This window comes from Exiguobacterium sp. RM11 (assembly GCF_059821525.1).
The window spans coordinates 854,472-871,658 of record NZ_CM187558.1; the positions used below are offsets into that span (position 1 = coordinate 854,472).

Genomic DNA, 17,187 nt, shown 5'->3' on the forward strand with positions numbered 1-17,187 from the left:
TGATGCAAGACTCACTCTCCACACGTGAGATGTGGCAAAAAGACATCTCGGCCGGCATCACGGTCGGTGTCGTCGCCATCCCGCTCGCCATGGCATTCGCCATCGCCTCAGGGGTCCCGCCGGTGTATGGGCTCTACACCTCCATCTTCGCTGGAATCCTCGTCAGCCTGTTCGGGGGTTCGACGTTCCAAATTGCCGGGCCGACGGGAGCGTTCATCCCGATTGTCTCGGGTGTCGTTCTCGCATACGGATATGAGGGATTGCTCGTCACGACCGTTCTTGCGGGGATCTTACTGCTCCTCATGAGTGTACTTCGGGTCGGACGGCTCATCCGCTTCATGCCCCGTGCCGTCACCATCGGCTTCACGGCAGGGATCGCCGTCGTCATCTTCGTCGACCAGCTCGATGAGTTGTTCGGGGTCACGTTTAAAAAGGCGCCGCACTTTCATGAGAATCTGCTTCGTCTCGGTCAGGCGCTTCCCGAAGCATCGATGTGGCCGATTGTCATTGCCGGAATCGGCTTCTTGACACTTTGGCTCGTGCCGAAGCTGCCGTTTCGTTTACCGCTCTTACTCATGGCGATGCTCGTCCCGACGTTCGTCAGTCTCCTCATCCCGGGTGAGGTCGCGACCATCGGGAGTGCCTACGGCGGTATCCCAAGCGGACTGCCAGAATTCAACTGGCTCGCGATCGACGTCGACTTGATCACCACGCTCCTTCCGTCTGCGTTCGCCATCGCCTTCCTCGGTGCGCTCGAGTCACTTTTATCAGGAACGGTCGCCGATGGGATGGCGGGGACGAAGATGAAGCCGGATAAGGAACTGTTCGGGCAAGGGATCGCGAACGTGATCACACCGTTCTTCGGTGGAATCCCTTCGACAGGTGCGATCGCCCGGACGGCGACAAACATTCAGGCGGGAGCGGTCAGCCGACGCGCCGGCGTTGTTCACGGCATCACGGTCCTCGTTGCGGTGCTCATCCTCGCACCGTTCGCGAGTTACGTGCCGCTCGCCGCACTCGCTCCGATTTTGATGCGGGTCGCCTGGAACATGTCCGAGCGTCATCACGTGATGGCGATGTTACGTCATCGTTCATCCGAATCGCTCGTCCTTCTCGTTACGCTACTATTGACGGTATTCGTTGATTTGGTCGTCGCCGTCGAGGTCGGGGTCATCTGTGCGCTCGCGCTCTTCGCGAAGCGGATGGCTGATACGATCGACGTGCGTGAACGGACAGAACGGTACGTCACGCGGGACGGACAAATCGTCTTCAGTGTAGAAGGCCCCCTCTTTTTCGGTGCGGTCGAGCTGTTCGAGCACGTCCTCCATCACATTCATCGGGAACCGAGCGTGTTCATCTTCAACTTCCACCGCTGCCCGGTCATCGATGTGACCGCGGTCGAGGAGTTGCGTCGTATCGTCACCGAACTGAAAGTGGCCGACCGTCACGTCATCTTCGCGCATCTGTCACCGTCGGTCCATGCGACGCTTGCTCACTATGGACTACTCGACGGGATTGAGACGTTCGAGACAACACAAGAGGCAATCGAGGCGTCTTAACGAACGGACAAGATGTCACCGAACGGGACGCGCCGTACTTCACCGTCGAACAGTTCGACTTCGCGCTCGGCATAATAGATGGCGTGGACGTAGCCGCGCATGCTTTTCGTCAAGCCGTCCACGAACAAGGTCACCTCGACCTGATCGCCTTCACGAATGGCGCGTTCGAGCTCGGTCTGCCAGAGATAGAGGAGCTGTTCGTCCAAATCGGGTAGCTCGATCTTTTGGATTTGGGCATAATAACGTTTCAGTAGGGCGACGTGCTCGGGCATGAGAAATGGGATCCATTTCAACTCACCCCGGTCACGATAGCGGGTCTTACTCATGAGGAATCGCCTCCTTGTTTATGTCCGCCAATTAAGCGTTGGCGCGTCCGAAGCGGACTGTCTTTCAGTAAGCTCGATGCCGGTCGGATTGTGCCGCGACCGAACCGGACGTTCAACCCGTCGATCAAATCGAGGAAGTCGAGCCGTTTCGCCTTCGCCCATTCGTCTTCGAAGAACGACAATTGGACGTGGTCGCTCCGTGGCTCGAGTTTGCCGAGTGCGACCGAGACGTAGCGAACGGCCTCCGTCTCTTCCCAGCCGTCTAAAAATAGGTGCAATAAGATGGGTAAAAACTCTTGCTCGTCCGCTGTGAAGCGGGGGAGCTTCTTTTGTTTACTGAATCCGCCTCGGTCGCTCGTCCGCGTATAGCGTACCCCGAGATGAATTGTGCCCCCAACGAGTCCCGCTTGCCGGGTCCGCATCCCGACTTCGACCGCAATCGCTTGTAGGACGAGCCGGATCGAGGAGTACGTCGTGTAATCTTTCATGAGGGTGATCCCGTGTCCGATCGACTTCGGTCGCGTCCGTTTCGCCCCGAACAAGGAACTCGCCGGCAAGATGGTCGGCGACTCATCGATGCCCCAGGCGTGATGCCAGAGTTCGGCACCGATGACGCCGAATTTTTCATGAAGAGACTCGAGCGGATAGCGGGCCAAATCACCAATCGTGAAAATGCCGAGTCGCTGCAAGTGGACCGCCATCTTCGCCCCGACGCCCCACATCTTCTCAATCGGGGCAGGGTGAATCAGTCGCTCGACGTCATGGAGGAAACATGTGGCGACACCTTTCTTTTTCGCATGCAAGTCGAGGACGAGCTTGGCGAGGACGTTGTTCGGTCCGATGCCGATGGTCACAGGGATGCCCGTATAGCGAAAAATCGTCGCACGCATGAGGTGGGCGACGTGCTCGTCACTACCGAACAACCGCTCCGTTCCCGTCATGTCGACGAGCGTCTCGTCAATCGAGTAGACGCGAATCGCTTCGGGCGGGGCGAACTGATGGAGGATGTGGATGATTTGGATGGAGACGTTCAAGTAATGACTCATCCGCGCCTCGGCATACAAAACGTCCCGTCGTTCGTGCCACGGAAGACGGTCGATGTGGAAGCGACGCGACCCGGTCTTGATGCCGAGCTGCTTCATCTTCGGGGTCGCCGCGAGGACGAGCGCCCCGCTGTCCTGTAGATTCGAGAGGACGACGAGCTTCGTGCGGTAAGGATTTTTGTTGCGCGCGGCACACTCGCAACTGGCATAGAACGAGACGCTGTCGATACAAAAAATTCGTCTACGCATCGTCACCACTCCTTTTTTACGAACAAATGTTCTGTTTTTTTCATCGTAACACGGTCTCACGCCGTCTCAAATAGTGAATTGAAATTTTTTTCGAAGGAGAGAACCATTTCATACACACATTTGAGGAAGGATTTAAAACATTGAACGAATTTTAAGAAGGCTCAACTACTGATACAGACACGCTTCGAATAGTGATGACGATGAATCGTTAACTGCCCGTATCCAACCTGAACAGGAAGATAGACCTAATTTCTGTAAAGGAAATTGGGTCTTTTTTATACAAAATTTCAATAGAAGGTCAACGAGGCTGGTGTTATATTGAGTATGGTTAGACACTTATCAACCAGACAAAGGGGACAATCACATGAAAAGTGCATTAAAATGGTCAATCGCGACCGCGCTCGTGTTACCAACCGTTTTACCGCTACAGGCACCAAACGTTTTGGCAGAAGTCGACGAGGATATCGTCAAGCTCCGTTTCTTAGAGACGACAGACTTACATACGAACATCACGAACTATGACTACTTCCAAGACAAGGTCGACAACACGATCGGGTTGACGAAAGTCGCGACACTCATCAATGAACATCGTACAGCCGCTGGGGAATCGAACACGTTCTTGTTCGATAACGGCGATACGATTCAAGGGACACCGTTTGGCGACTACGTCCGTGAGCTTCAAGCTGGGAAAAATGAAGCGTTCGAACATCCGATGTATAAGGCGATGGCAGCACTCAACTATGACGCTGTCACACTCGGGAACCACGAATTCAACTTCGGGCTCGAATTCTTGTACAACGCGATGGAAGGGTCGAAAGGGAAGCTCCGTTTCGTCAACTCGAACGTTAAAGACTTAGAAGGCAACCCGATCGTCTCGAAGTTCAACGTGGATGGACAAGAGGTCCAAATCATCGAACGGACGGTCACGGACACAGACGGGGAAACACATACAATCAAAGTCGGTGTGTTCGGTGTCGTGCCGCCGAAAATCATGTCATGGGATTCAGGGAACCTACAAGGCCGCGTGACGGCAGAGGACATCATCCCATCGGCGCGTGAATCGGTTCAAAAGTTGAAAGACCAAGGAGCAGACGTCGTCGTCGCGCTCGCGCACTCAGGCATCGGCGAAAGTGCAGCACTCGCGGACGAACAGCTCGACAGCGAAGAGAACGTCGGATATGCGCTCACGAAGATTGATGGGCTCGACATGGTCATGACGGGGCACCAGCACGGTCGCTTCCCGGATGCGAAAGGTATGTTCGCTTCGTTCCCGAACGTCGATATGGCAAAAGGGACGATCAACGGCAAACCGGTCGTCATGGCGAACAACCAAGGGAAAGACCTCGGTGTCATCGATTTCGAACTCGAACTCGTCGACGGCAAATGGCAGATTCTTGACGCATCAGCTGCGCTCGACACGGTGACAGCCGATACGGCGGTCGACCCGACAATCCAGGCGTTGATCGAAGACGACCACCTGGCGACGATTGACTACATCAACCAGCCGGTCGGTCAAATTCAAGACGATATTCAAAGCTACTTCGCGCTCGTCCGTGACGATGCGTCGGTCCAGTTCGTGACGAACGCACAGAAATGGTACGTCGAGAAAGAACTCGAGACGAACCCGGAGCTTTCACCATACAAAGGTCTGCCACTCTTGTCGGCAGGGGCACCGTTCAAAGCAGGCGGTCGTGAATTGACGGACGCAAGCTATTACACGAACATCCCGAAAGGTCAAATCGCCTTGAAGAACGTGGCAGACCTATATGTCTATCCGAACACGCTTGAAGTCGTCAAAGTGACAGGGAAAGACGTCATGGACTGGCTCGAGATGTCAGCGGGAGCATATGACCAAATCGAGACAGATGGGGAAAACCTCCTCAACCTCCAGTTCCGTAGCTATAACTTCGACGTCCTCGACGGTTTGACGTATGAGATCGATGTCACAGGTCCAGCGAAGTTCGATGTCGGCGGGAAGCTCGTCAACGAGAACGCCAACCGCGTGAAGAACGTCGAGTATAACGGTCAACCGATCACGATGGACCAAGAGTTCTTGGTCGCGACGAACAACTATCGTGCCGGTTCGTCTTCGTTCCCGGGTCTCGGTGGCGGGAAGAACATCGTCTATCGCTCAGCGTATGAGACACGTAACGTCATCTCGGACTATATCGTGTCGAGTGGCAGCAACTTGGACTATAAAGCCGACAACAACTGGAAGATTGTCGCGGACGCAAAACGTTCTGTGACATTTGAGACAGCAGATGCCGGCAAGCAGTACTTGAACCTTTACGAAGGCATCGAAGCGACAGACGCGACTCGTGCGGATGCAGCGGGTCGTCTCTTCCGGACGTATACACTCGGTCTCGAGCCGACAGCACCAGAGTTCGTATTGACCCTCACGGTAGATACGATCAAACCGGGCTCAAAACGCGTGACGGGGATGACGGCTCCGGGAGCTGACGTGACGCTTCGCGACGGCAAGCGTGTATTGGCTGAGACAGTCGCAAGTGAGAACGGGGAATATGTACTGTCTGTCAAACCGCTCAAGCTTCGCCAAACAGTCGAAGTCGTCAGTGAAAAAGACGGGCAGATGAAGTCAGAAATGAAAGTCGTCGGTGCCGGCCACGTCGGTGAACCAGCGCTTCGTTAATTGGAAATGAGCTTCCTGAATGGGGGCTCATTTTTTGTGGCAAAAATGTGAATAAAAACCCTTACATTACATAGAATCTTCTTGTATAATCAAACGTGTAATCGGTTACATGACACATGTAAACCGAAGAGCTGACGGGGATCAGCTACATATGGACGGAAAAGGGGACTGACAGATGATTACATTCTTTGTCGCACTCGCACTACTTTTGGTCGGGTATTTGGTATATGGTCGTTACGTCGAGAAGACGTTCGGCATTAAGGAAGAGCGGACGACGCCCGCTTACGCTTCCCAGGACGGCATCGACTACGTGCCGATGGGTAAAAAACGGAACTCGATGATTCAATTACTGAACATCGCCGGTGTCGGACCGATCTTTGGACCGATCATGGGGGCGCTCTACGGACCGGTCGCATTTCTTTGGATCGTCTTCGGGTCGATTTTTGCCGGGGCGGTACACGACTATTTGACAGGAATGATTTCCCTTCGGAATAATGGGGCACACTTGCCACAACTCGCGGAGAAGTTCCTCGGACGCTCGCTCCGCCATATCGTCAACGGATTCGCACTTTTACTTCTGTTACTCGTCGGAACAGTGTTCGTCACGTCTCCGAGTAACATGATCAACAACTTGTTTGATGGAAACGCATCGACGCTCATGTTCGTCATCTTCGGTGTATTCGCCTACTATATCTTGGCGACGCTCCTCCCGGTCGATAAGATCATCGGGCGCATCTATCCGTTCTTCGGGGCACTACTCGTCGTCAGTGCCATCGGAATCGCGGTCAGCTTGTTCGCACAAGGCTACCAAATCCCAGAAATGACATTGACGAACATGCATCCGGACGGCTTACCGATTTGGCCGCTCCTCTTCTTCACGATTTCGTGTGGGGCGCTCTCTGGCTTCCATGCGACACAGTCGCCGATCATCTCACGGACGACGATGAAAGAAAGCAACGGCCGTGAAATCTTCTACGGTATGATGATCGCCGAAGCAGTCATCGCCATGATTTGGGCTGGGGCTGCGATGGCCATCTTCGAGCCAGGTGAATTGCTCGGACTCATCAACTCAGGGACACCGGCACTCGTCGTCCAAGAAGTGGCGACACTCATGCTCGGTAGCATCGGTGGAACGCTCGCGATTCTCGGTGTCATCGTATTACCAATCACATCAGGCGACACGGCATTCCGTAGCGCCCGTATGATTATCGCGGACTACTTGTCGATCGCGCAGAAGAAGTTCTCGTCACGCCTCTGGATCGCACTTCCACTCTTCGCGATCTCATACGTGCTCACGAACATGGACTTCCAGATGCTTTGGCAATACTTCAACTGGGCGAACCAGACGACGGCGGTCATCGCACTGTTCGTCGGGGCGATGTACCTCTACATTAAAGGACGTAACCACTACATCGCGCTCCTTCCAGGGACGTTCATGTTGTATGCGGTCTGGTTCTATATTTTGACGGCACCAATCGGATTCAAGCTGGACGGGGTCCTTCCGTATGTCATTTCGACACTCGGGACGTTGACGTTGCTCGTCTTGTTCCACAAACGGGCACGCGCGATGCGGGCTGCACAAATGGAATGTGACGTTCCAGTGAAAGAAGTCGCATAATCTCGACACGGGCTAATCGGTAGCCCGTGTTTTCGATTGCGTTTAAATCGGGAAATGTCCATACTAGAGGGAACAGTTATGGAAGGTGGGAGCATATGAAACAAGAACAACTCAAAGAGATGCTCCATGCCGACACGCTCGGGGAAGAGATCGCGAGCGCGATCACGCACGGCTTAGGAGTCATCTTCAGCATCGTCGCCCTCGTCTTACTCGTCATGAGTGCGACGGAAAGTGGGAGCACGTGGAACGTCACGGCGGTCAGCGTGTTCGGGGCATCGATGATTTTACTCTACTTATTCTCGACGCTCATGCACGCCATCCCGCATCCACGGGCGAAGCGGGTGCTACAAGTGTTCGACCACGCGGGGATTTACTTACTCATCGCCGGAAGCTATACGCCGTTTGCCCTTGTGACGCTTCATGGGACGCTCGGCTGGACGTTGTTCGGGATTGTATGGGGTGTGGCGATTCTCGGAATCGTCTGGAAACTGTTTTCGACCGGGAAGTATATGTGGGTGTCGAATGTGACGTATCTCGCACTCGGCTGGATCTGCATCATCGCCATCCGTCCGTTATATGAATCACTCGGTCATCAAGGGTTCATGCTTCTCCTCGCAGGAGGGATCGCCTATTCGGTCGGAATCGTGTTTTATGTGTGGCAAAAACTGCCGTTCAACCATGCGATTTGGCACTTGTTCGTCCTAGCCGGAAGCGTGTTCATCTTCCTAAGTATTTTGCTCTATGTCGCACCTTCGACAAGCCTATAAGACAGCCGTCCTACGGGGCGTCTGTCTTTTTTGAAAAGTTGGGAAGAAAGTGCTGCAAACGGTTACAAAAATACAGACGAATTGACGTTTGTGTGTCATAATAATTGCAGACATCATCATAGAGATAGATGGGTGTAAAAGTAAGGGGGAAAATCAGATGGAAAAAGTGTTGCGCGATGGATTTATCTACATGTCACAAAACAAAACACTCAACAGTTTGGCAAAGAAATATGGCCTACGATTTGGTGCATCACGCTTTGTAGCAGGGGAAGACTTTAAAGCATCCGTTCCGACGATTCGCGAATTGAACGCGAAAGGGTTGTCGGTCACGGTCGACCACCTCGGGGAATTTATTAAGACGGTCGAGGAAGCGAATACGAATCGTGACGAAATCATTCGTGCGATTGAAATTATGGCAGAAGAGCAATTGGACGCCTATATGTCCCTTAAATTGACGTCACTCGGATTCGACATCTCGGACGAATTGATTGAAGACAACATGCGTCAAATTTTGACGGTCGCACAAAGAGTCGGGGTCTTTGTGGCCATCGATATGGAAGACGAGCAGCGTTGTGAGAAGACGCTCGAATTGTTCAAGAAGCTGAAGGCTGAATTTGACGGTCTCGGGACGGTCATCCAGTCGTACTTGTATCGCTCGGAAGATGACATCAATCACCTCGCACCGCTCAAGCCGAACCTCCGGATTGTCAAAGGGGCATACAAAGAGCCGGCGACGGTCGCGTTCCCTGAAAAAGAGGACGTCGACCATAACTACGTGAAGCTCGTCAAACTCCATCTTGCGAACGGAAACTACGCATCCATCGCGACACACGATGACCATATGATTGACGCCGTCATCGAGCACGTCAAAGAAAACAACATCCCGCTCGACCAGTTCGAGTTCCAGATGCTATACGGCATCCGCGTCGAGCGTCAACTCGAGCTCGTACGCCAAGGCTATAAAGTCCGCGTCTACGTGCCATACGGCCGTGACTGGTACGGTTACTTCATGCGCCGCCTCGCGGAGCGCCCGGCAAACGTGGCGTTCGTGTTAAAAGGAATGGTGAAGAAATAAAACAAGCACACGAGTTCACGTTGAACTTGTGTGCTTTTCTGTGTGTAGATGTTTTTCGAGTATCCGATCGATTTCACTTTGTTCGACTTCGGTAATCCCATCTTTCATTTTCGGGATAATCAAAGCTTCATCCTCTTCATAATAAAGGAAGCGATACGACTCGTCTTGATATACGCGAAGAATAGATGTCCAAGGAACTTGTGTCGTACGGTGGATACTACCGCGAACGGCTTGCATTTCGACGTGAGTTTCAGAAAACTGAAGCTTAATGTCTTTTGGCCAAACGTTCTGTTTTTTGAGGATGCGACGGATCTGCCAAAGGTAGAGTGGGGCATGTAAATCTTTAAACAGCGGTCTAAGTAATAGGGCGAACAACATCCCAATTCCAAATGTGATCAACAATCGGGTCATCGTCGATTCGAGATTAGGAAATAATAAGATTGTAGCAATGAACCCAAGCGCGAATAGCGGAATATTCATATATTTCAACCATACGCTGCGAATTCGTTTATGTTGATCAGAATGGTGAATCATATCGTTTTGGAAAGCTGAAAAATCTTCAAGCGTCAGTTTGTACGTGGTGACCATAACATCTGCTCCTTTGTAGTTTGTCATATGCATGTATGTCTATGGAGTATTGAACCTTGAATATAGTTGCTTAGAGAGTGATATTTAAGTGATTTTGTAACAAGTGATTGATGGTTGTTTGATTAGTCTCACGCAACTTTCGCTTCGGTATAATAATTGCTTCCGTCGCTTCGATGTATAGATAATAGTTGGTTTCGTCTTCACTTACTCTTTCAATTGCTTTCCATGAGACTCGAACCTGTTTATTGACGGCGTTGTGGAGAGAGTTGACTTCAATTCCGTTCTCATAAATTGATAATGTCAAGTCACGTGGCCATTTCGATTCCTGTCGAAATATGGAACGTAATAGTTTCAGCCTAATTGTAAAATGCACTTTCTTGAAGAAAGGGAACAAGAGAAGCGGTGCTACAACAGCGGTACCGACAGCGAGTATGAGGATGATGGCGGCGGACATTGTTTCAGGTAACAAGGTGATTGCGAGGGCAAATCCATAAAAAGCTGTCAGCAACATGAGTACAATCGTGATAAGTAAAGATTTCCGTTTTTCCGAAACCGAGTTTTCAATAAAATTTTTTTGTAGCATGAAAAAATCATTTTTTGTCAATTGATAATGAATCATCTATCACTAACTCCTTCCTTTCATCTGATTAACGAAGTAATATCTGTTAACCACTGTATCATGTAGTGGATTAATTTCCCATAAAAACAGACTCAGTACCTGATGACTGAGCCTGTTTCAAAATTATCCATTAATCACTGTACCACCATTGACGTGAATGACTTGACCACTGACATACGTCGAGTCATCGCTTGCAAGATAGACGTATGCCGGTGCGAGTTCGGCCGGTTGCCCCGGACGTTTCATACCGGAAGAGTCCCCGAACGATTTCACTTTCTCTGCGTCAAATGTCGACGGGATGAGCGGTGTCCAAATTGGTCCGGGGGCGACCCCGTTGACGCGAATCTTTTTGTCCGCCAAGTTTTTGGCGAGCGAGCGGGTGAACGCGGTGATGGCGCCTTTCGTCGACGCATAGTCGATTAGCTGATCGTTTCCTTCATATGCCGTGATCGAAGTCGTATTGATGATGCTCGCTCCTTCTTTTAAATAGGGGAGCGCGGCTTTCGTTAAGTAGAACATGCTGAAGATATTCGTGCGGAACGTCTTCTCGAGCTGTTCGTCCGAGATGTCGAGGAGTGATTCCTGCGGATGCTGCTCGGCGGCGTTATTGACGAGGATGTCGATATGACCGAACGTCTCGAGCGTCTCCTCGACGATTCGTTGACAGAAGGAAGATTCCCCGAGGTCTCCCTGTAGCAAGAGGCAGGCTTGGCCCAAGTCTTCAATCCGTTCTTTCGTCGCTTCCGCGTCTTCGAGCTCGTTTTGATCCTTATAGACGATGACGGAGTTCGCACCTTCATGGGCGAAGAAGATGGCGACCGATTTCCCAATCCCGGAATCCCCGCCGGTGATGATCGCGACTTTGTCTTTTAACTTGTCACTTCCCTTATAGTCTTCCCGTTCATAAATCGGGAAGGGCTCCATCTTCGAATCGATTCCCGGTTGGTGCGCCTGTTCTTGTGCGTTCTTTTTAAACGACTCAAAATCCTTTCGGCTACCTGCAGTGTTCAGACGATTATCGCGCATACATATATTCCCCTTTCTGAATTTGACTCTTTTTGTCTATACCACATCGATTGAAAACTAATCGTTCAATCAAAAAATGGAATGAAATTGAAAAATGAACGCTTGCGAATGAATGTTCATTCATTTATGATAGAAGAGTAAACACGATGGTGATTGCGATTTTTTTTACGCGTGAAATGAATCACTATTCATTCTCATTTTAGGGGGGAACACTATGACGAGTCACATCGAACAATCAACCGACCTCCGTTTGACGAACTCAATTCGTTTTGCGGTCGTCATCGGTTCAGGAGTAATGGGGGCGGGGATTGCGGCTCACTTGGCGAACGCGGGGATTCGTTCGCTCATGCTCGACATCGTACCACGTGAATTGACAGCAAAAGAGGAAGCGAAAGGGTTGACGCTCGAGTCACCAGAAGTACGAAATCGCATCGCCTCAGAAAACCGTCAGAAGCTATTGAAACAAAATCCGGCACCACTTGCGACAGCCGACCATCTCAACTTCATCGAAGTCGGGAACTTAGAAGATGATTTAGAGCGTTTGAAAGAAGCGGACTGGGTCATCGAAGTCGTCGTCGAGCGCCTCGATGTGAAGCAACAGCTCTTCGAGAAGATTGCACCTTACATCCGTGAAGATGCGATCCTCAGCTCGAACACGTCAGGGATCTCCATCGAAGCGATGGCAAGTGCCCTTCCGGAAGGATTGAAATCACGCTTCCTCGGAACGCACTTCTTCAACCCACCGCGCTACTTGAAGTTGCTCGAACTCATCCCGACGGAGAAGACAGCACGCCCGGTCATCGACTTCATGTCACGCTTCGCGGAAGACCGTCTCGGGAAAGGTGTCGTCGAAGCTAAAGACACGCCGAACTTCATCGGTAACCGCATCGGGACATACGGTCTCCTCGTCACGTTTGAAGAGATGCTCAAGCAAAACGCGTCAATCGGAGAGATGGATTCGATCACAGGTCCGCTCATCGGTCGTCCGAAATCAGCGACGTTCCGCACACTCGATGTCGTCGGAATCGACACATTCGTTCACGTGGCGGGTAACGTCTACGAGACGCTCGAAGCTGGGGAAGAGAAGGACACGTTCGACGTCCCTTCAGAAATGAAGCAACTCGTGGAAAAAGGCTGGATCGGACAAAAGGCCGGTCAAGGCTTCTATAAAAAAGAAGGAAAGGTCATTCAGGAATTGAATCTTCAAACGTTCGAATACGAACAATTGAAAGCGATTACAGGTCCTGAACTTGATCAAATCAAATCACTTCCTGGTTCGAAAGCGAAGTTGAAAGGTGCCATCTTGAACAAAGGTCGTGTCGGACAACTGCTCTGGCCAATCACGGCGAAGACGCTCGCTTACTCGGGACGTCTTACTGGAGAGATTGCAGACACAATCGTTGCGATTGACGATGCGATGAAGTGGGGCTTCGGTTGGAAATTCGGACCGTTCGAAATGTGGGATGCCCTCGGTGTTGAAAAATCAGTCGAACGTATGAAAGCGGAAGGCTACGACGTCCCGGCATGGATCGATGAGATGCTTGCTGCAGGTAACACGTCATTCTATAAGGGAGACCAGTATTACGATAAAGCGTCGAAGGCGTATGTCGAGAAGACCGTCAACCCGAAAGAATTGAAACTCAAGCCACTCGCAAAATCAAACGGCATCATCTTAGAGAACGGTGGGGCACGCCTCGTTGATATCGGCGATGACGTCGTCGCACTCGAATTCACATCACCAAACAACGCGATCGGTGTCGACATCATGCAGATGATCGAACAGTCGATCGACCGTGTCGAACAAGATTTCAAAGGAATGGTCCTCGCGAACGACGGCAAGAACTTCTGTGTCGGCGCAAACCTTGCGATGATGCTCATGGAAGCAGAAGACGAGAACTGGTACGAACTCGATTGGATCATCAACAAGTTCCAACAAGTCGTTCAAAAGATTCGTTACTCGGGACGTCCGGTCGTCGCCGCACCATACGGCATGACGCTCGGTGGCGGAACGGAAATCAGCTTACCGGCAGCACGTATGCAAGCCGCGCTTGAGACGTATATGGGTCTCGTCGAAGTCGGTGTCGGTCTCATCCCAGGTGGAGGCGGAAACGTCAACACGTATCGTCGTCTCCTCGAACAGACGCCGAAATCGATGCAAAACATCGAGAAGGCTGCGCAACAGACGTTCGAGAACATCGCGATGGCGAAAGTATCGAAGTCGGCATTTGATGCGAAGACACTCGGTTACCACCGTGCGGTCGACGGGATCTCGATGAACCGTGATCACTTGACGTTCGATGCGAAACAGACGGTACTCGAACTTGCCGATGGGTATACGGCACCGGTTCGTGAGAAGTTACCGGTCGTCGGTCAAACGGGTAAAGCGACGCTTGAACTCGCGGCGTACGAAATGTTCTACGGCGGTTATATTTCAGAGCATGATTTGAAGATTGCGAAGAAACTCGCACACGTCATCAGTGGTGGCGACTTGGCATACGGTACGCTCGTCGATGAACAGTACTTCCTCGACATCGAGCGTGAAGCCTTCTTGAGCCTTATCGGGGAGCCGAAGTCACAACAACGGATGCAACATATGCTCGTGAAAGGCAAACCACTACGGAACTGATAAAGGGGGACATAACAGATGAGGGAAGCAGTCATCGTAGCCGGCGCACGGACGCCGGTCGGAAAAGCAAAACGCGGTTCGTTCCGTAACGTTCGTTCGGACGAGCTCGCGGGATATGCCATCAAGGCAACGCTTGAGCGTTCAGGATATAAAGGCCCGATTGATGACGTCATCATGGGTTGTGCGATGCCAGAAGCGGAGCAAGGGATGAACATCGCTCGCTATGCGGCGGTCCGGGGGGGACTGTCGCACGAAGTTCCAGCGATCACCATCAACCGCTACTGCTCGTCAGGTCTTCAAGCCATCGCAGATGCGGCGGCGAAAATCATGATCGGTCAAGCGACGGCAATCATCGCCGGCGGTATGGAGTCGATGAGCCAAGTACCGATGGGTGGTCACGTCATCCGTCCAAACCCACACATCATGGAGACGGCACCAGAGTACTACATGAGCATGGGTCATACGGCAGAGCGTGTCGCGGCCGAGTATAACATCTCGCGCGAAGACCAAGATGCGTTCGCTATCAACAGTCACCAAAAAGCGGCTGCAGCGATCGCGGGTGGCAAGTTCCAGGAAGAAATCGCTCCTGTGACGGTCATCGAGCACGTGCTCGGTGAAGACGGTAAAGTCGCGGAAGTGGAGAAAGTCGTGAAGCATGACGAAGGTGTCCGTGCCGATTCGACAATCGAAGCGCTCGGTAAACTTCGCCCAGCTTTCAAAATCAAAGGCTCGGTCACGGCGGGTAACGCCTCACAAGTGTCAGACGGGGCGGCGGCAGTCCTCGTCATGGACCGTGAAGAAGCAGAACGCCAAGGGTTACAACCGATGGCGAAGTTCCTCTCGTTCGCAGTCGGCGGTGTCCGTCCGGAAGTGATGGGAATCGGTCCAGTCGTCGCCATTCCAAAAGCACTCGAAATGGCTGGCGTGAAGCTAGAAGAAGTCGGATTGTTCGAGTTGAACGAAGCGTTCGCGAGCCAATCACTCGGTGTCATCCGTGAACTCGGAATCGATCCATCGAAAGTGAACGTGAATGGTGGCGCTATCGCCCTCGGTCACCCACTCGGTTGTACAGGAGCAAAACTTTCTGTCTCAATCTTGCATGAGATGAAACGACGCAATGAGAAGTATGGGGTTGTCACGATGTGTATCGGCGGCGGAATGGGCGCGGCTGGTGTCTTCGAATTACTTTAAGGGGGAATCGGATATGGAACGTACAGAACATGAATTGATTAAAGGCGGTAGCTTTGTCATTGACGCACTCGACGCATCGCGTCTCTTCACACCAGAGGATTTCTCAGATGAGCATAAGATGATTGGGGACACGACGGCAGGATTCGTCGATGACCGCGTCATGCCAGTTCTCGAGCGCATCGAGAAGCACGAGTTCGACCTTTCAGTCGAATTGTTGAAAGAAGCAGGCGAGCTCGGTCTCCTCGGAGCAGACGTTCCAGAAGAGTACGGCGGCTACCAACTCGATAAAATCTCTTCTTCGATCATCACAGAGCGTTTCGCGAAAGCTCGTTCGTTCGCACTCAGCTACGGCGCACACGTCGGAATCGGGACACTCCCAATCGTCTTCTTCGGATCAGAAGAGCAAAAACACAAGTACTTGCCAAAACTCGCAACAGGCGAATGGATCGCGGCTTACGCGCTCACTGAGCCAGGCTCAGGGTCTGACGCTCTCGGTGCGAAAACGACGGCTGTCTTGAACGAGGCGGGCACGCACTACGTCTTGAACGGTGAGAAACAATGGATCACAAACGCTGGCTTCGCGAACGTCTTCGTCGTCTACGCAAAAATCGATGGTGACAAGTTCAGTGCCTTCATCGTTGAGCGTGACTTTAAAGGAGTCTCAACTGGAGCAGAAGAGCAGAAGATGGGAATCAAGGGATCGTCGACACGTACGCTTATCCTTGAAGACGTCGAAGTACCAGTCGACAACCTTCTCGGTGAAATCGGAAAAGGTCACGTCATCGCCTTCAACATCTTGAACGTCGGTCGTTACAAACTTGCAGTCGGTGCGGTCGGTTCATCGAAACGTGCGTTCGACCTCTCGGTACAATATTCGAACGAGCGCAAGCAGTTCAAGACACCAATTAGCCAATTCCCACTCATCCAAGAGAAATTGGCAACGATGGCAGCCAACATCTATGCGATGGAAAGCTCAGTGTATCGCACGGGTGGCTTGTTCCAAGATAGCTTGGATGCACTTGGTGACGAGAACATGCGTGACGGATCAAAAGTCGCACAAGCGATTGCTGAATATGCGATCGAATGCTCACTCAACAAAGTATTCGCTTCTGAAACGTTTGACTACGTTGTCGATGAAGCGGTCCAAATCCATGGTGGATACGGATTCATGGCAGAGTATGAAGTCGAAAACCTCTATCGTGATTCACGCATCAACCGAATCTTCGAAGGAACGAACGAAATCAACCGTTTGATTGTTCCGGGTACGCTTCTCAAGAAAGCGATGAAAGGTGAATTGCCGCTCCTCGCCGAAGCACAAAAACTTCAAAAAGAGCTCATGAGCTACATGCCACAAGAATTGGACGGCTCACCGCTCGCACGCGAGAAGATGCTCCTTTCGAACATGAAGAAAATCAACTTGATGGTCGCAGGTACAGCGGTTCAGAAGTACCAACAAGACCTTCAAAACGAACAAGAAATCTTGGCGAAGATTGCAGACATGATCAGTGCTATCTACGCGCTTGAAGCAGCCATCGCTCGTACAGACAAGGCGATCGCACGCACAGGCGAAGAGAAGAACACGCTTAAAGTCCGCTACACAGAAATCTTTGCGGAGCAAGTGTTCAAACAAGTCGAACTCATGGCGAAAGAGGTATTGTATGCAGCGGCGTCTGGTGACGAGCAACGCATGCTTCTCTCGGCAATGAAGAAATTCAGCCGCTACCAGCCGATCAATGTGATCGGGACGAAGCGTGAAGTCGCTGCGAGCCTCATCAAAGCGAACAAGTTTATCGTGTAATCCAATCGACAGAAAGGGTGGACCGGACGCGGTCGGCCCTTTCTTTTTTTGA

13 protein-coding genes are annotated in these 17,187 nt (G+C 51.7%); 8 read left to right on the forward strand and 5 right to left on the reverse strand.

The window, feature by feature from the left end; translation table 11 throughout:
• Positions 1–2 precede the first annotated feature (2 nt).
• The gene (locus tag AC5LIL_RS04530; RefSeq protein WP_499825049.1) at positions 3–1,559 is read left to right on the forward strand and encodes a SulP family inorganic anion transporter; all 1,557 of its coding nucleotides are present in this window, start codon (positions 3–5) and stop codon (positions 1,557–1,559) included.
• On the opposite strand, the gene AC5LIL_RS04535 is transcribed toward AC5LIL_RS04530, so the two are convergent.
• Together AC5LIL_RS04535 and AC5LIL_RS04540 are read right to left on the reverse strand one after the other, a co-directional pair.
• Entirely contained in the window at positions 1,556–1,885 is a 330-nt protein-coding gene (locus tag AC5LIL_RS04535) for a YolD-like family protein (RefSeq protein ID WP_214746123.1), read from the reverse strand. The genes AC5LIL_RS04530 and AC5LIL_RS04535 overlap by 4 nt on opposite strands.
• Positions 1,882–3,177 carry a Y-family DNA polymerase gene (locus AC5LIL_RS04540; protein WP_499825051.1) on the reverse strand — a complete coding sequence of 432 codons (1,296 nt, stop codon included), beginning with the start codon at positions 3,175–3,177 and terminating at the stop codon, positions 1,882–1,884. The genes AC5LIL_RS04535 and AC5LIL_RS04540 overlap by 4 nt, the downstream gene beginning before the upstream one ends.
• Positions 3,178–3,541: 364 nt before the next feature.
• Between AC5LIL_RS04540 and AC5LIL_RS04545 the strand changes: the two genes are divergently transcribed.
• The 4 genes from AC5LIL_RS04545 to AC5LIL_RS04560 all read left to right on the forward strand — a co-directional run bounded on the left by AC5LIL_RS04545 (position 3,542) and on the right by AC5LIL_RS04560 (position 9,287).
• Positions 3,542–5,827, forward strand: a complete 2,286-nt coding sequence (locus AC5LIL_RS04545; protein WP_499825053.1) for a bifunctional 2',3'-cyclic-nucleotide 2'-phosphodiesterase/3'-nucleotidase — start codon at positions 3,542–3,544, stop codon at positions 5,825–5,827.
• A gap of 175 nt (positions 5,828–6,002) precedes the next feature.
• Positions 6,003–7,445, forward strand: coding sequence for a carbon starvation CstA family protein (locus AC5LIL_RS04550; protein ID WP_214874617.1), 1,443 nt, complete (start codon positions 6,003–6,005; stop codon positions 7,443–7,445).
• Between the two features lie 95 nt (positions 7,446–7,540).
• Positions 7,541–8,212: a PAQR family membrane homeostasis protein TrhA gene (gene trhA, locus AC5LIL_RS04555; RefSeq protein ID WP_051829405.1), complete on the forward strand. Its 672-nt coding sequence runs from the start codon at positions 7,541–7,543 to the stop codon at positions 8,210–8,212.
• 157 nt (positions 8,213–8,369) lie between these two features.
• Positions 8,370–9,287 (forward strand): proline dehydrogenase family protein, encoded by a 918-nt coding sequence (locus tag AC5LIL_RS04560; RefSeq protein WP_214795503.1) that lies wholly within the window; start codon positions 8,370–8,372, stop codon positions 9,285–9,287.
• A gap of 15 nt (positions 9,288–9,302) precedes the next feature.
• On the opposite strand, the gene AC5LIL_RS04565 is transcribed toward AC5LIL_RS04560, so the two are convergent.
• The 3 genes from AC5LIL_RS04565 to AC5LIL_RS04575 form a co-directional block, all read right to left on the reverse strand.
• Entirely contained in the window at positions 9,303–9,875 is a 573-nt protein-coding gene (locus AC5LIL_RS04565; RefSeq protein ID WP_214693509.1) for a YcxB family protein, read from the reverse strand.
• Positions 9,876–9,945: 70 nt separating this feature from the next.
• The gene (locus AC5LIL_RS04570; protein ID WP_499825054.1) at positions 9,946–10,494 is read right to left on the reverse strand and encodes a YcxB family protein; all 549 of its coding nucleotides are present in this window, start codon (positions 10,492–10,494) and stop codon (positions 9,946–9,948) included.
• A 123-nt stretch (positions 10,495–10,617) separates the two neighbouring features.
• Positions 10,618–11,520, reverse strand: coding sequence for an SDR family oxidoreductase (locus tag AC5LIL_RS04575; protein ID WP_499825055.1), 903 nt, complete (start codon positions 11,518–11,520; stop codon positions 10,618–10,620).
• 214 nt (positions 11,521–11,734) lie between these two features.
• On the opposite strand from AC5LIL_RS04575, the gene AC5LIL_RS04580 reads away from it, so the two are divergent.
• From AC5LIL_RS04580 to AC5LIL_RS04590, 3 genes are read left to right on the forward strand one after another with little or no spacing between them, the layout of a single operon-like run.
• Complete coding sequence (locus AC5LIL_RS04580) at positions 11,735–14,146, forward strand: 3-hydroxyacyl-CoA dehydrogenase/enoyl-CoA hydratase family protein (protein WP_499825056.1); 2,412 nt, start codon at positions 11,735–11,737, stop codon at positions 14,144–14,146.
• A gap of 18 nt (positions 14,147–14,164) precedes the next feature.
• Complete coding sequence (locus tag AC5LIL_RS04585) at positions 14,165–15,337, forward strand: acetyl-CoA C-acetyltransferase (protein ID WP_074033549.1); 1,173 nt, start codon at positions 14,165–14,167, stop codon at positions 15,335–15,337.
• Between the two features lie 13 nt (positions 15,338–15,350).
• A complete protein-coding gene (locus tag AC5LIL_RS04590; protein ID WP_499825058.1) occupies positions 15,351–17,135 on the forward strand; it encodes an acyl-CoA dehydrogenase FadE in 1,785 nt (594 codons plus the stop codon).
• The last annotated feature ends 52 nt before the right edge of the window (positions 17,136–17,187 follow it).

Coding starts and splice junctions, on each gene's coding strand:
- AC5LIL_RS04575 (WP_499825055.1), bottom strand. CDS start 11,520: ATGCGCGATAATCGTCTGAACACTGCAGGTAGCCGAAAGGATTTTGAG.
- trhA (WP_051829405.1), top strand. CDS start 7,541: ATGAAACAAGAACAACTCAAAGAGATGCTCCATGCCGACACGCTCGGG.
- AC5LIL_RS04550 (WP_214874617.1), top strand. CDS start 6,003: ATGATTACATTCTTTGTCGCACTCGCACTACTTTTGGTCGGGTATTTG.
- AC5LIL_RS04590 (WP_499825058.1), top strand. CDS start 15,351: ATGGAACGTACAGAACATGAATTGATTAAAGGCGGTAGCTTTGTCATT.
- AC5LIL_RS04540 (WP_499825051.1), bottom strand. CDS start 3,177: ATGCGTAGACGAATTTTTTGTATCGACAGCGTCTCGTTCTATGCCAGT.
- AC5LIL_RS04530 (WP_499825049.1), top strand. CDS start 3: ATGCAAGACTCACTCTCCACACGTGAGATGTGGCAAAAAGACATCTCG.
- AC5LIL_RS04570 (WP_499825054.1), bottom strand. CDS start 10,494: ATGATTCATTATCAATTGACAAAAAATGATTTTTTCATGCTACAAAAA.
- AC5LIL_RS04585 (WP_074033549.1), top strand. CDS start 14,165: ATGAGGGAAGCAGTCATCGTAGCCGGCGCACGGACGCCGGTCGGAAAA.
- AC5LIL_RS04535 (WP_214746123.1), bottom strand. CDS start 1,885: ATGAGTAAGACCCGCTATCGTGACCGGGGTGAGTTGAAATGGATCCCA.
- AC5LIL_RS04580 (WP_499825056.1), top strand. CDS start 11,735: ATGACGAGTCACATCGAACAATCAACCGACCTCCGTTTGACGAACTCA.
- AC5LIL_RS04545 (WP_499825053.1), top strand. CDS start 3,542: ATGAAAAGTGCATTAAAATGGTCAATCGCGACCGCGCTCGTGTTACCA.
- AC5LIL_RS04565 (WP_214693509.1), bottom strand. CDS start 9,875: ATGGTCACCACGTACAAACTGACGCTTGAAGATTTTTCAGCTTTCCAA.
- AC5LIL_RS04560 (WP_214795503.1), top strand. CDS start 8,370: ATGGAAAAAGTGTTGCGCGATGGATTTATCTACATGTCACAAAACAAA.